The following is a 13,443-nucleotide window of genomic DNA, read 5'->3' as shown; positions in this document are numbered from 1 at the left end:
TAGCCCTTCGGGGCGAAGCTCTTGATCGAAGCCCCGGTAAACGGCGGCCGTAACTATAACGGTCCTAAGGTAGCGAAATTCCTTGTCGGGTAAGTTCCGACCTGCACGAATGGCGTAACGATGGCCCCACTGTCTCCATCCGGGACTCAGTGAAATTGAAATCGCAGTGAAGATGCTGTGTACCCGCGGCAAGACGGAAAGACCCCGTGAACCTTTACTACAGCTTCGCACTGGACCTCGAGCATGCTTGTGCAGGATAGGTGGGAGGCTTTGAAGCGAGCGCGCTAGCTCTCGTGGAGCCATCCTTGAGATACCACCCTTGCATGTTTGGGGTTCTAACCTGGGCCCGTCATCCGGGTCGGGGACCGTGCGTGGTAGGTAGTTTGACTGGGGCGGTCTCCTCCCAAAGAGTAACGGAGGAGCGCGAAGGTACCCTCAGCGCGGTCGGAAATCGCGCAGTGCGTGTAAAGGCAGAAGGGTGCTTGACTGCGAGACCTACAAGTCGAGCAGGGGCGAAAGCCGGCCTTAGTGATCCGGTGGTTCTGTATGGAAGGACCATCGCTCAACGGATAAAAGGTACTCCGGGGATAACAGGCTGATTCCTCCCAAGAGTCCACATCGACGGAGGAGTTTGGCACCTCGATGTCGGCTCATCACATCCTGGGGCTGTAGCAGGTCCCAAGGGTACGGCTGTTCGCCGTTTAAAGTGGTACGCGAGCTGGGTTTAGAACGTCGTGAGACAGTTCGGTCCCTATCTGCCGTGGGCGTCGGAGACTTGAGAGGCTCTACTCCTAGTACGAGAGGACCGGAGTGGACATACCGCTGGTGTTCCGGTTGTCACGCCAGTGGCACAGCCGGGTAGCTACGTATGGAAGGGATAACCGCTGAAAGCATCTAAGCGGGAAGCCCGCCTCAAGATCAGGTCTCCCTGGACCCTCGAGGTCCCTAAAGGGCCGTCCAAGACGAGGACGTTGATAGGCGGGGTGTGGAAGTGCAGCAATGCATTAAGCTAACCCGTACTAATGGCCCGTGAGGCTTGGCCATATAACACCCAAGCGGATTGAGCACCGACATGCCGTAAGCGCGTGACGGCAACTTCCCAAACACCAGTGGCTCCACCAGGCCACAACGTTTTTGCCTGGCGACCATAGCGAGCGGGAACCACCCGAACCCATTCCGAACTCGGCAGTGAAACCGCTCAGCGCCGATGGTAGTGCGACCACGCTGTCGTGCGAGAGTAGGTCATCGCCAGGCTCCTACACCAAAACCCCCGACGTCCCATAGGACGCCGGGGGTTTTTTTTGTCCAACGGTTCGGTATAAGAGGGACCACATTCGACCGTAGAGGCGAGACGCCAAGGCCTTGGAACACCTGGATCAGAACACCGAGACCCGCCTCCTGCGGGCGCTGAGCGACGGACGGTTCGCCTCCGGCACAGTGCTCGGGCAGCATCTCGGTATCGGCCGTGCCGGGGTGGCGCGCGCGGTGTCCCGTCTGCGCCAGGCTGGGGTGCGCATCGACGCCGTACGGGGCCGGGGTTACCGCATCCCCGGCGGCTACGCGGCCCTCGATCCTGCGGCTGTGCGGCGCGCCTGGGAGGCCGTTGGCGCCCCGCCCCCGTCGCGCCTTGAATGCCTCTACCGTCCACCCTCCACCAATGCCGACGCGTTCCGGACGGCGGCGCGCGGCACCGGCGTGGTCTTCGCCGAGGGTCAGGCCGCCGGACGCGGGCGGCTCGGGCGCGCCTGGGCCTCCCCGCTGGGCAATATCTACTTCTCGGTCGTCCATGACTTCGACGCTGTGCCCGAGCCACCCGCCCCCCTGGCGTTGGGGGTCGCCGTGGCTCTCGCCCACGGATTGCGTGGCGTCGGCGTGCCGGCCCGGGTCAAGTGGCCCAACGACCTATTGGTCGCCGGCTGCAAGATCGGCGGCATCCTGACGGAGCTGCGCGGTGACCCGCTCGGCCCGTGCCGCGTGGTGATGGGGGTGGGCCTCAACCGGCAAATGCCCGAGGTCACCGATCCCCGGGGCCTGCCGCCCGGCGCCCTGAGCGAACCGCAGGGGCCGGAGCTCGACCGCTCGTGGTTGGCCGGCGCGGCCGCCGGCTGGGTGGCGCTCGCCGCTCGCAGGTTCGAGGCCCACGGTCTGGCCCCGCTGATCGCTGACTGGCCGGCCCTGGACGCGCTGCACGGCCAGACCGTGGAACTCGAGGCGGCCGGGCGTACCACCCGCGGGATCGCCCGGGGTATCGACGAGCACGGCCGACTGCGCGTCGAGACGGACCAGGGACCGGTCGCGCTCGCCAGCGGCGAGGCCCACCTGCAGCGGAGCGCGCCATGAGGCTCCTGCTCGATCTCGGCAACAGCGCGATCAAGTGGGCTGTTGTCCCGCCGGGGGGCGCGGCCTGGCAGACCGGCCGCCTGGCCTACGCCGACGGCGCCGGACCCGAGGACACGGCAGCGGCTCTGGGCGGGCGGATCCCAAGCACCGTGGCGCCGGCGCGCATCTGCGTGGCGAGCGTCCTCGCCCCGGCCTGGCAGCGGCGCTTCGATACGGCGCTGGAGCGCGCCTGGGGGGGGCCGGTTCAACACCTGGTCGCCAGCGCCGCGGCGGCTGGGGTCACCAACGGCTACGACCAGCCCGAGCAGCTCGGTGTTGACCGATGGGCCGCGCTCATCGGTGCCCGAGCTGTAGCGCCGGAGGGCGCCTGCATCGTTGATGTTGGCACGGCCATCACCGTCGACGGACTGGACGCCGACGGCCGGCACCTCGGCGGTGCCATCTTTCCCGGCGCGCGCCTGCTGCACCAGGCCTTGGCACGCGGCACCGCGCGACTCCCCGACAGCCCAATCGGCGCCGCCGCCCTGCCGGCGCGCTCCACCGAGGAAGGCATCGCCGCAGGCGTCGCCGTCGGCGCCGGAGCAGCGGTGACCGCCCTGGCCGATGCGATCCTCGCCGCCTGCCCCCCGGGCGCGCAGCGCCTGATCACGGGGGGCGGTGGCGGCGAGCTAGCCGCGGGGCTGAGCCCGGCCTGGTGCCACCGTCCCTACTTGGTCCTGGAAGGACTGCTGCACTGGAGTCGACACGAGGCCCGGCGTTGACCCGTTTGCGGCCCTGGCTGGCATCGATCCTCTTGGTCGTGACGCTGCCGGTCCCGGTGGCCGCCCTGGAGCTCGTACCCCGGGGCGAGGGCGACGAGGGCTGTTACGCCACACCGTGGATCGCCGATCGACAGCGGGTGGCGAACCTGGTGGCGAGCCTGCGCCAGCGTGGCCACATTGCCGGGAGCGAAGAGGGAGTTCATGAGGAACTGGTGGCCTACCGGGTGGCCGCACCGGAGCGCCTACGGCTCGACCGCGCTCGGGAGCGCATCGACGCCGCCGAGGCGGCGGGCTTCCGGGCCGCACTGGCGCAGGGCGTGGACGGCCGGCCCACCGTCTCCTACGGCATCCACCGGCAGCGGGCCGACGCCGACTACCACGCCGTGGCCCTGGCCCAGGCCGGTATCGACACCACCGTCGAGCCCGTCTACCGCACGCGCCCCACCGCCCGCGCGGTGATCCGGGCCCCCGCCTCACGGGTGTCTGTCGTCCAGTTCGGCGAGCTATGGCGCCCGGTCCATTGCGATGCGCTTCAATGGTGATTACGATGCAGCGAGTCGGGCTGGCGTAGCTCAGTCGGTAGAGCGGCTGCCTTGTAAGCAGCGGGTCGCAGGTTCGAATCCTGTCGCCAGCTCCAGCGTTGACAGAGCCCGAATCGATCTGCATAATTTCGCATCCTGTATCCGGAGGGGTACCCAAGCGGCCAACGGGGGCAGACTGTAAATCTGCTGGCACAGCCTTCGGAGGTTCGAATCCTCCCCCCTCCACCAGACAAGCAGCGCCGCGCCGGCGGGCGGGGCAGTGGAATACGAACGAACAGGTTTGGGTTCTGCGGGTGTAGTTCAGTGGTAGAACCTCAGCCTTCCAAGCTGATGACGTGGGTTCGATTCCCATCACCCGCTCCAGGCAGCTGGCCGCCGCAAGCGGCACAACCGTTTAGCGGGCCCATATAGCTCAGCAGGTAGAGCACTTCCTTGGTAAGGAAGAGGTCACCGGTTCGAGTCCGGTTATGGGCTCCATTTTCATGGCGCAACGCGCAAACCGCCCTGTCAAAAAATCAGCGAACACGGGGAGAAGCCGTCCATGTCCAAGGAAAAGTTCGAGCGCAAGAAGCCGCACATCAACGTCGGCACCATCGGTCACGTCGACCATGGCAAGACGACGCTGACTGCGGCCCTGACCAAGGTGCTCGCCGAGGCCCACGGCGGCGACGCCCGTGCGTTCGATCAGATCGACAACGCGCCGGAGGAGCGCGCCCGCGGCATCACGATTGCCACGGCGCACGTGGAGTACGAGTCGGAGTCCCGTCACTACGCCCACGTTGACTGCCCGGGTCACGCCGACTACGTCAAGAACATGATCACCGGCGCGGCGCAGATGGACGGCTCGATCCTGGTGGTCTCCGCCGCCGACGGCCCGATGCCGCAGACCCGCGAGCACATCCTGCTCGCCCGTCAGGTCGGCGTCCCGGCGATCGTGGTCTTCCTGAACAAGGCCGACATGGTCGACGACGCCGAGCTGCTCGAGCTCGTCGAGATGGAGGTCCGGGAGCTGCTCAGCGACTACGACTTCGACGGCGACAACATCCCGGTGGTCACCGGCTCGGCGCTCAAGGCGCTCGAGGGCGACGACTCGGAGATGGGGCGTCCGGCGATCATCAAGCTCGTCGAGGCGATGGACGCGCACATCCCGCAGCCGGAGCGTCCGGTGGATGGCGACTTCCTCATGCCCATTGAGGACGTCTTCTCCATCTCCGGCCGCGGCACGGTGGTGACCGGTCGTGTCGAGCGCGGTGTCATCAAGGTCGGTGAAGAGGTCGAGATCGTCGGCATCACCGACACGCGCAAGACGACCTGCACCGGCGTCGAGATGTTCCGCAAGCTGCTCGACCAGGGTGAGGCCGGTGATAACATCGGCGCGCTGCTGCGTGGCATCAAGCGCGACGACGTCGAGCGCGGCCAGGTGCTGTGCAAGCCGAAGTCGATCACGCCGCACACGCACTTCGAGGCCGAGGTCTACGTCCTGAGCAAGGACGAGGGTGGCCGGCACACGCCGTTCTTCAACGGCTACCGTCCGCAGTTCTACTTCCGGACGACGGACGTCACGGGTACGGTGACGCTGCCGGAGGGCACCGAGATGGTGATGCCGGGCGACAACGTCAAGATGACGGTTCAGCTGATCGCCCCGATCGCCATGGAGGACGGCCTGCGCTTCGCGATTCGCGAGGGTGGCCGCACCGTCGGCGCCGGCGTCGTCTCCAAGATCCTCGACTGATCTTGCCAAGCCGGGGGTGTGGATGATATAACTCCGCACCCTCAGGTCATCAAACACTAGGCCAGTAGCTCAATTGGCAGAGCAGCGGTCTCCAAAACCGCAGGTTGGGGGTTCGAGTCCCTCCTGGCCTGCCAACTTCACGACGCGGTCCGGCGGGCATGGCTCGCCGGACCGCTTCGGTAGCAGGGTCCATGAAGTCAAAGGCAGAGACTGCGAAATCCCCGCTTGACGTCGTTAAGTGGGTCGTAGCCATCGCCCTCGCGCTCGGGGCCGTGGCCGGGTTCTACGTCTTCGGTGACGAGCCGCTCCTCTACCGCGTTGCCGGTCTGTTGGCCGTTGTCGGCGTCGCCGTCGCCGTCCTCGCTACCACTGCACAGGGGCGCAGCGTCTGGTCGTTCGCCCAGGGCGCCAAGCAGGAGGTGCGCAAGGTCGTCTGGCCCACCCGGCAGGAGACCCTGCAAACGACGCTGATTGTTGCCGCGGTGGTGATTATTGTGGCCATCTTCCTCTGGCTGATGGACCTGCTGCTGCTTTGGCTGGTCGGCATGATCACCGGCCACGGAGGCTGACGCATGGCACTGCGCTGGTACGTAATCCACGCCTATTCGGGCTTCGAGAAGCAGGTTCAGCGTTCCCTTCAGGAGCGCATCCGGCGCGCTGGCATGGAAGACAAGTTCGGCGAGATCCTCGTGCCCACCGAGGAGGTCGTCGAGATGCGCGAGGGGCAGAAGCGCAAGAGCGAGCGCAAGTTCTTCCCCGGCTACGTCCTCGTGCAGATGGAGCTCGACGACGATACCTGGCACCTGGTCAAAGAGGTCCCGCGGGTGATGGGGTTCATCGGTGGTCGTCCGGACCGCCCGGCTCCCATCTCGGATCGCGAGGCCGAGCAGATCCTCAGCCGGGTCCGCGAGGGCGCCGAGAAGCCGCGGCCCAAGGTCCTGTTTGAGGTCGGTGAGATCGTGCGGGTCACCGACGGCCCGTTTACCGACTTCAACGGCGCGGTGGAAGAGGTCAACTACGAGAAGAGCCGTCTGCGCGTGGCAGTGCTCATCTTCGGCCGCTCCACGCCCGTCGAGCTCGAGTTCAGCCAGGTCGAAAAAACGTAACCGCGGCGCGCCGTCCGGCGCGTCTCACCCCACGGGGAGCCCTCATCCGGCGTTCGCACCCGTGACAGGAGCACGTAAGCATGGCGAAGAAGATCGAAGCCTACATCAAGCTGCAGGTCCCCGCCGGGCAGGCCAACCCGAGCCCGCCGGTGGGTCCCGCCCTCGGTCAGCACGGCCTGAACATCATGGAGTTCTGTAAGGCGTTCAACGCCCAGACCCAGGAGATGGAAGGGGGGCTGCCGATCCCGGTGGTGATCACGGTCTACTCCGACCGCAGCTTCACCTTTGTGACCAAGACCCCGCCGGCCCCGGTCCTTCTGCTCAAGGCTATCGGCGCCAAGGGCGGCTCCGGCACGCCGAACACCAAGAAGGTCGGCACCGTCCAGCGCGACCAGCTCGAGGAAATCGCCCGGACCAAGTGGCCGGACTTGAACGCCTCCGATATGGACGCGGCGGTGCGCTCCATCGCCGGTACCGCGCGGAGCATGGGCATCGACGTGGAGGGGGTCTAAGCCATGGCCAAGCTGACCAAGCGGCAGAAGCAGATTCGCGAGCGCGTGGACGGCAACCACGCCTACCCGGTGGATGAGGCCCTGGCCCTGGTGAAGGAGCTGGCCACGGCGCGTTTCCCGGAGAGCATCGACGTGGCGGTCAACCTCGGCGTCGACCCGCGGAAGTCGGATCAGATCGTCCGCGGCTCCACCGTCCTGCCCAACGGCACCGGCAAGTCCATGCGCGTCGCCGTGTTCGCCCAGGGCGAGAACGCCGACGCCGCACAGGCCGAGGGTGCCGATGCCGTCGGCATGGACGACCTGGCCGAGCGCATGCAGGGCGGCGAGCTGGACTACGACGTGGTCATCGCCTCCCCCGACGCCATGGGTGTGGTCGGCAAGCTCGGCCCGGTCCTCGGCCCGCGTGGCCTGATGCCGAACCCGAAGACGGGTACCGTCTCCGCCGACGTGGCCGGTGCCGTGCGCAACGCCAAGGCCGGTCAGGTGCGCTACCGCACCGACCGTGGCGGCGTCATCCACTCCGCCATTGGCCGCGCCAACTTCGACGAGCAGGCGCTGCGCGAGAACCTCGACGCGCTGCTCGCCGACCTGAACAAGCTCAAGCCGAGCACCTCCAAGGGGGTCTACATCAAGGGCATCACCGTGTCCTCGACGATGGGCGCGGGTGTCCGCGTCGACAGGGCCACCCTCGGGGTGTAAAGCGGAATCTCGGCGGGCCGCGTAGCGGCCCGCCGGACCTGGCCGGCACGGACGCCGGCCCGGCTGTCTGATAGCGACAGCCGTCCGAGACCGCCGGTGCCCCTCGGGGCTTAAAGGGGACACCCGCCTGCGTAGACGGTGGCGCAAGCGAGGAGCCTGCACTTCGCCACCGTGAAGCCGACTCGAGAGAGTCGATTCGCGTACCCCGCAACCCGGGGTTCGCACCATCGGCTCCCGGGAGGCGACTTCCGAGGAGATCAACCTTCCCAGGAGACAGACGATGGGACTGAGTCTGGAGCAGAAAAAGGCGATGGTGCAGGAGGTGGCTGCGGTGGCCCAAGAGGCCCTGACCGCGGTCTCCGCCGAGTACCGGGGCCTGACTGCCGGGGAGATGGACCAGCTGCGCGCCCAGGCGCGTGAGCAGGGCGTCTACCTCCGTGTGGTCAAGAATACCCTGGCCCGGCGGGCAGTTGCCGGCACCGAGTTCGAATGCATGACCGAAGGCTTCTACGGGCCGCTCCTGCTGGCGTTCTCGCAGGACGACCCGGGTGCGGCGGCGCGCCTGGTGCGCGACTTCCGCAAGAAGAACGAGAGCTTGGTCGTGCGCAACGTGGCGTTCGGCGGCACGCTTTACGGCCCCGAGCACCTCGACCGGTTGGCCAGCCTGCCGACCCGCGACGAGGCCCTGTCGAAGCTCATGGCGACCATGCGTGCCCCGGTCCAGAAGCTCGCCACCACCACCAACGAGGTGCCGGGCAAGCTGGTTCGGACCCTGGCTGCCGTGCGCGACGCCAAAGAGGCCGCCTGACCTCGCCATACGCCACCGGACCCGCGCGGGTCCACTCGCTGATTATTGAATAGGAGAGACACAGATGGCCGCTTCGAAAGACGAGATCCTTGAGTCCATTGCCAACATGAGCGTCATGGAGGTCGTGGAGCTCATCGAGGCGATGGAAGAGAAGTTCGGTGTCACCGCGGCTGCCGCCGTGGCTGCGGCGCCGGCTGCCGGCGGCGGCGGCGGCGACGAGGGCGGCGCCGCCGAGGAGCAGACCGAGTTCGACGTGATCCTCAGCTCCCACGGCGACAACAAGGTCGGCGTCATCAAGGCCGTGCGCGGCGTGACCGGCCTGGGCCTGAAGGAGGCGAAGGAGGTCGTCGAGGGCTGCCCGGCGCCGATCAAGGAAGGCGCCTCGAAGGAAGAGGCCGACGACATCAAGGCCAAGCTGGAAGAGGCGGGGGCGAGCGTCGAGCTCAAGTGAGCTGGACCGAGCAACCGTCCAAGCGGATGTAAGCGCGGGCTGGCGGCCAAGAGGCCGCCGGCCTTCGCCTGTTGATACTGCACCACCGAATGACGCGGAGACCGCGCGGGTCGCCTGACAAGGCAACGTTACGCCCGGTGCGGTCCCTTTGGCAACGCTGTCCGCGGGAATCCGCGGTCTGGTTCGAGAAGCTGCTCAAGCGCTGAGGAAGCCCGATGGCCTATTCGTTCACCGAGAAGAAGCGCATCCGCAAGGACTTCGGGAAGCTCCCGAACATCCTCGATGTCCCCTACCTGCTGGCGACCCAGGTCGACTCGTACCGGCAATTCCTGCAGGACGAGGTCAGCGAAGACGCGCGCGACACCGAGGTAGGCCTCGAGGGCGCGTTCCGGTCGGTCTTCCCGATCCAGAGCCACTCCGGGAATGCCGAGCTGCAGTACGTCTCGTACCGCATCGGTGATCCGCCGTTCGAGGTCAAGGAGTGCCAGAGCCGGGGCCTGACCTACGCCGCGCCGCTGCGCATGCTGGTGCGCCTGGCGCTGTACGACAAGGAAGGCGGCGGCGTGAAGGACATCAAGGAGCAGGAGGTCTACATGGGGGAGATGCCCCTGATGACCTCCACCGGGACCTTCGTGGTCAACGGTACCGAGCGCGTGATCGTCAACCAGCTGCACCGCTCGCCGGGTGTCTTCTTCGACCACGACAAGGGCAAGAGCCACTCCTCCGGCAAGCTGCTCTTCTCGGCGCGGGTGATCCCGTACCGCGGCTCCTGGCTCGACTTCGAGTTCGATCCCAAGGACACCATCTACGTGCGCATCGACCGGCGCCGCAAGCTGCCGGCGACGATCCTGCTGCGCGCCCTCGGTTATACCCCCGAGGAGATCCTCTACGCCTTCTTCGACACCGACCGCTTCCACCTAGGCAGCGGCAACAAGGTCGTGCTCGACCTGGTGCCCGAGCGCCTGCGCGGCGAGACCGCCAGCTTCGACATCGTCGCCGGCGGCGAGACCATCGTCGAGGCCGGGCGCCGGGTCACCGCGCGCCACGTCAAGCAGCTGCAGAAGTCGGGCGTCGAGCAGCTCGAGGTGCCCGAGGACTACCTCACCGGCAAGATCATCGCCCACGACGTGATCGACCCGGCTACCGGCGAGATCCTGGCCGAGGCCAACACCACGCTGACACCGGAGATCACCCAGTCGCTGTTCGACGCCGGCATCCGCGAGATCGAAACCCTGTTCGTCAACGATCTCGACCGCGGCCCGTACATGTCCACCACCCTGGCCGCCGACGCCACGCGCAGCCAGATGGAGGCGCTGGTCGAAATCTACCGCATGATGCGTCCCGGCGAGCCGCCGACCAAGGACGCCGCGGAGAACCTCTTCCACACCCTGTTCTTCACCAGCGACCGCTACGACCTGTCGCCGGTGGGGCGGATGAAGTTCAACCTGCGGGTTGGCCGCGACGAGGTGCGGGGTCCGGGCATCCTCTATGACGGCAAGTACTTCGCCGGCCTGGGCAACGCCGACAAAGAGGCGGACGATCTCATCGAGCAGTACGGTGAGAGCTCCGACATCCTCGACGTGCTCCGCGAGCTCATCGACATCCGCAACGGCAACGGCCAGGTGGACGACATCGACCACCTCGGCAACCGTCGCGTGCGTTCGGTGGGCGAGATGGCCGAGAACGTCTTCCGCGTCGGCCTGGTCCGGGTCGAGCGCGCGGTCAAGGAGCGCCTGTCGCTGGCCGAGAGCGAGGGGCTGATGCCCCAGGAGCTGATCAACGCCAAGCCGGTGGCCGCAGCCATCAAGGAGTTCTTCGGCTCCTCGCAGCTGTCGCAGTTCATGGACCAGAACAACCCGCTCTCCGAGGTCACCCACAAGCGGCGGATCTCGGCGCTGGGTCCGGGCGGCCTGACCCGCGAGCGGGCCGGCTTCGAGGTCCGCGACGTGCACCCGACCCACTACGGCCGGGTCTGCCCGATCGAGACGCCGGAGGGGCCGAATATCGGCCTGATCAACTCCCTGGCCGTCTACGCCCGGGCCAACCGCTACGGCTTTCTGGAGACCGCCTACCGCAAGGTGGTCGACGGCCAGGTCACCGACCAGGTCGAGTACCTGTCGGCGATCGAGGAGTCGCGTTATGTCATCGCTCAGGCCAACGCCCGGGTCGATGAGAGCGGCTACCTGGCCGACGACCTGATCTCCTGCCGGCACCAGAACGAGTTCACTATGGCGACGGCGGACCGCGTCCAGTACATGGACGTCTCGCCGCGGCAGATCGTCTCGGTGGCCGCCTCGCTGGTGCCGTTCCTCGAGCACGACGACGCCAACCGCGCCCTGATGGGGGCGAACATGCAGCGCCAGGCGGTGCCGACGCTGCGCGCCGACAAGCCCCTGGTGGGCACCGGCATGGAGCGCACCGTGGCCCGCGACTCCGGCGTCATCGTCACCGCCGAGCGTGGCGGCGTGGTCGAGCAAGTCGACTCGGGCCGGATCGTCGTGCGGGTGGATGATGAAGAGACCACCCCGGGCGAGCCGGGCGTCGACATCTACAGCCTGACCAAGTACACCCGCTCCAACCAGAACACCTGCTTCAGCCAGAAGCCGCTGGTGCATGTCGGGGACCGCGTGGCCCGGGGCGACGCCCTGGCCGACGGGCCGTCGACGGACATGGGCGAGCTGGCCCTGGGCCAGAACATGCTGGTCGCTTTCATGCCGTGGAACGGCTACAACTTCGAGGACTCGATCCTCATCTCCGAGAAGCTGGTCAAGGAGGATCGCTACACCTCCGTCCACATCGAGGAGCTGACCTGCGTCGCCCGGGACACCAAGCTCGGCAGCGAGGAGATCACCTCGGACATCCCCAACGTCTCCGAGTCGGCGCTCTCCCGCCTCGACGAGTCGGGCATCGTCTACATCGGTGCCGAGGTCAAGGCCGGTGACATCCTCGTCGGCAAGGTCACGCCCAAGGGCGAGACCCAGCTCACGCCGGAGGAGAAGCTGCTGCGGGCGATCTTCGGCGAGAAGGCGTCCGACGTGAAGGACACCTCGCTGCGGGTGCCCACCGGCATGGACGGTACCGTCATCGACGTCCAGGTCTTCACCCGCGACGGCGTCGAGAAGGACGAGCGGGCCCGCGCCATCGAGCGCGAGGAGATCGCCCGGGTGCGCAAGGACCTGGACGACGAGGCACGCATCTTCGAGGACGACGCCTACGCCCGCCTCGAGAAGCTGCTCGTCGGCAAGGTCGCCGAGGGTGGTCCCAAGGGGCTCGGCAGCGGTGCCGAGGTCACCGAGGCGTACCTGCAGGACCTGCCGCGGGAGCGCTGGTTCGAGATCCGCATGCGCGACGAGGCGGTCAACCAGCAGCTCGAGGCGGTGCGCCACCAGCTCGAGACCCAGCGGGACCGCTTCGAGCGGCGCTTCCAGGAGAAGAAGGAGAAGATCACCGCCGGTGACGACCTCTCCCCGGGCGTGCTCAAGACCGTCAAGGTCCACCTGGCCGTCAAGCGCCGCCTGCAGCCGGGCGACAAGTTCGCCGGCCGCCACGGCAACAAGGGCGTGATCTCCATGATCGTCCCCGAGGAGGACATGCCCTACATGGACGACGGCACTCCGGTGGAGGTGGTTCTCTCGCCGCTCGGCGTGCCGTCGCGGATGAACGTCGGCCAGGTGCTCGAGACGCACCTCGGCTGGGCGGCGCGTGGGCTGGGCCACCAGATCGGGCAGATGCTTGAGCAGCAGGCCGACGCCGAAGCCCTGCGCGGCTATCTCTCCGAGATCTACGACGCCTCGGGGCGCAAGGAGGAGCTCGAGACCCTCAGCGAGGAGGAACTCCAGGAGCTCTGCCACAATCTCAAAGGTGGGGTGCCTGCGGCGACGCCGGTCTTCGACGGCGCCAACGAGGGCGAGATCAAGCGCTGGCTGAAACTCGCCGGGCTGCCCGAGTCGGGGCAGACCACGCTCTACGACGGGCGGACCGGCGACGCCTTCGACCGGCCGATCACGGTGGGCTATATGTACATGCTCAAGCTCAACCACCTGGTCGACGACAAGGTCCACGCCCGCGCCACCGGCCCGTACTCGCTGGTGACCCAGCAGCCGCTGGGCGGCAAGGCGCAGTTCGGTGGTCAGCGCTTCGGCGAGATGGAGGTCTGGGCGCTGGAGGCGTACGGTGCGGCGTACACGCTGCAGGAGATGCTCACCGTCAAGTCCGACGACGTCAGCGGCCGGACCAAGATGTACAAGAACATCGTCGACGGGGACCACCGCATGGAGGCCGGTATGCCGGAGTCGTTCAACGTCCTGGTCAAGGAGATCCGTTCCCTGGGCATCAACATCGAACTGGAGAGGGACGACTGACAGCGGCGCTCAGCGGCGGGTGCGCGGCGGCCGCGGTGACCTTTGGGGGCCGTGGCCGGGCGCCGCCTGAGCGCTGGCGTACAGGTTCAGATGCCCGGGGCCGATGCCCCGGGGTCCGAGCCGCCGGGCTA

Annotated in this window: 11 protein-coding genes, 5 tRNA genes and 2 rRNA genes (1 of these 18 cut by a window edge); all 18 read left to right on the top strand. The window is 67.2% G+C overall.

Annotated elements, in window-relative coordinates; genetic code table 11:
• Positions 1-1,044, top strand: a 23S ribosomal RNA gene (locus tag HHAL_RS04465) (it extends 1,851 nt beyond the left edge of the window).
• 93 nt (positions 1,045-1,137) lie between these two features.
• A 5S ribosomal RNA gene (gene rrf / locus HHAL_RS04460) occupies positions 1,138-1,254 on the top strand.
• Between the two features lie 108 nt (positions 1,255-1,362).
• The gene (locus HHAL_RS04455; protein WP_011813674.1) at positions 1,363-2,340 is read left to right on the top strand and encodes a biotin--[acetyl-CoA-carboxylase] ligase; all 978 of its coding nucleotides are present in this window, start codon (positions 1,363-1,365) and stop codon (positions 2,338-2,340) included.
• Positions 2,337-3,101 (top strand): pantothenate kinase, encoded by a 765-nt coding sequence (locus HHAL_RS04450; RefSeq protein ID WP_011813673.1) that lies wholly within the window; start codon positions 2,337-2,339, stop codon positions 3,099-3,101. Before HHAL_RS04455 ends, HHAL_RS04450 begins: the two co-directional genes overlap by 4 nt.
• A complete protein-coding gene (locus tag HHAL_RS04445; protein WP_011813672.1) occupies positions 3,098-3,643 on the top strand; it encodes a hypothetical protein in 546 nt (181 codons plus the stop codon). Before HHAL_RS04450 ends, HHAL_RS04445 begins: the two co-directional genes overlap by 4 nt.
• 19 nt (positions 3,644-3,662) lie before the next feature.
• Positions 3,663-3,738: transfer RNA gene (locus tag HHAL_RS04440), tRNA-Thr, on the top strand.
• 48 nt (positions 3,739-3,786) lie between these two features.
• Positions 3,787-3,871 (top strand) — tRNA-Tyr (locus HHAL_RS04435).
• A gap of 61 nt (positions 3,872-3,932) precedes the next feature.
• Positions 3,933-4,006, top strand: a tRNA-Gly gene (locus HHAL_RS04430).
• Positions 4,007-4,044: 38 nt separating this feature from the next.
• Positions 4,045-4,120 (top strand) — tRNA-Thr (locus tag HHAL_RS04425).
• A gap of 64 nt (positions 4,121-4,184) precedes the next feature.
• On the top strand, positions 4,185-5,375 hold the full coding sequence (gene tuf / locus HHAL_RS04420) for an elongation factor Tu (protein WP_011813671.1): 1,191 nt from the start codon (positions 4,185-4,187) through the stop codon (positions 5,373-5,375).
• A gap of 58 nt (positions 5,376-5,433) precedes the next feature.
• Positions 5,434-5,509, top strand: a tRNA-Trp gene (locus tag HHAL_RS04415).
• Between the two features lie 57 nt (positions 5,510-5,566).
• Positions 5,567-5,944, top strand: coding sequence for a preprotein translocase subunit SecE (gene secE / locus HHAL_RS04410; protein WP_041595397.1), 378 nt, complete (start codon positions 5,567-5,569; stop codon positions 5,942-5,944).
• Positions 5,945-5,947: 3 nt separating this feature from the next.
• Positions 5,948-6,481: a transcription termination/antitermination protein NusG gene (gene nusG / locus HHAL_RS04405; protein WP_011813669.1), complete on the top strand. Its 534-nt coding sequence runs from the start codon at positions 5,948-5,950 to the stop codon at positions 6,479-6,481.
• 80 nt (positions 6,482-6,561) lie between these two features.
• Positions 6,562-6,993 carry a 50S ribosomal protein L11 gene (rplK, locus tag HHAL_RS04400; protein WP_011813668.1) on the top strand — a complete coding sequence of 144 codons (432 nt, stop codon included), beginning with the start codon at positions 6,562-6,564 and terminating at the stop codon, positions 6,991-6,993.
• 3 nt (positions 6,994-6,996) lie between these two features.
• The gene (gene rplA / locus HHAL_RS04395; protein WP_011813667.1) at positions 6,997-7,692 is read left to right on the top strand and encodes a 50S ribosomal protein L1; all 696 of its coding nucleotides are present in this window, start codon (positions 6,997-6,999) and stop codon (positions 7,690-7,692) included.
• 280 nt (positions 7,693-7,972) lie between these two features.
• Positions 7,973-8,500 (top strand): 50S ribosomal protein L10, encoded by a 528-nt coding sequence (gene rplJ, locus HHAL_RS04390; protein ID WP_011813666.1) that lies wholly within the window; start codon positions 7,973-7,975, stop codon positions 8,498-8,500.
• Positions 8,501-8,564: 64 nt separating this feature from the next.
• A complete protein-coding gene (rplL, locus tag HHAL_RS04385) occupies positions 8,565-8,951 on the top strand; it encodes a 50S ribosomal protein L7/L12 (protein WP_011813665.1) in 387 nt (128 codons plus the stop codon).
• A 215-nt stretch (positions 8,952-9,166) separates the two neighbouring features.
• Positions 9,167-13,312: a DNA-directed RNA polymerase subunit beta gene (rpoB, locus tag HHAL_RS04380; protein WP_011813664.1), complete on the top strand. Its 4,146-nt coding sequence runs from the start codon at positions 9,167-9,169 to the stop codon at positions 13,310-13,312.
• Positions 13,313-13,443 lie beyond the last annotated feature (131 nt).

The sequence above is a fragment of the Halorhodospira halophila SL1 genome (assembly GCF_000015585.1).
In the GTDB taxonomy this organism is placed as follows: Bacteria; Pseudomonadota; Gammaproteobacteria; order Nitrococcales; family Halorhodospiraceae; genus Halorhodospira; species Halorhodospira halophila.
This window is presented reverse-complemented; position numbering and strand designations above follow the sequence as displayed.

Bases quoted from the DNA above. Each gene is read 5' to 3' on its own strand.
- HHAL_RS04450 (WP_011813673.1), top strand. From the start codon at position 2,337: ATGAGGCTCCTGCTCGATCTCGGCAACAGCGCGATCAAGTGGGCTGTT.
- tuf (WP_011813671.1), top strand. From the start codon at position 4,185: ATGTCCAAGGAAAAGTTCGAGCGCAAGAAGCCGCACATCAACGTCGGC.
- secE (WP_041595397.1), top strand. From the start codon at position 5,567: ATGAAGTCAAAGGCAGAGACTGCGAAATCCCCGCTTGACGTCGTTAAG.
- nusG (WP_011813669.1), top strand. From the start codon at position 5,948: ATGGCACTGCGCTGGTACGTAATCCACGCCTATTCGGGCTTCGAGAAG.
- rplK (WP_011813668.1), top strand. From the start codon at position 6,562: ATGGCGAAGAAGATCGAAGCCTACATCAAGCTGCAGGTCCCCGCCGGG.
- rplA (WP_011813667.1), top strand. From the start codon at position 6,997: ATGGCCAAGCTGACCAAGCGGCAGAAGCAGATTCGCGAGCGCGTGGAC.
- rplJ (WP_011813666.1), top strand. From the start codon at position 7,973: ATGGGACTGAGTCTGGAGCAGAAAAAGGCGATGGTGCAGGAGGTGGCT.
- rplL (WP_011813665.1), top strand. From the start codon at position 8,565: ATGGCCGCTTCGAAAGACGAGATCCTTGAGTCCATTGCCAACATGAGC.
- rpoB (WP_011813664.1), top strand. From the start codon at position 9,167: ATGGCCTATTCGTTCACCGAGAAGAAGCGCATCCGCAAGGACTTCGGG.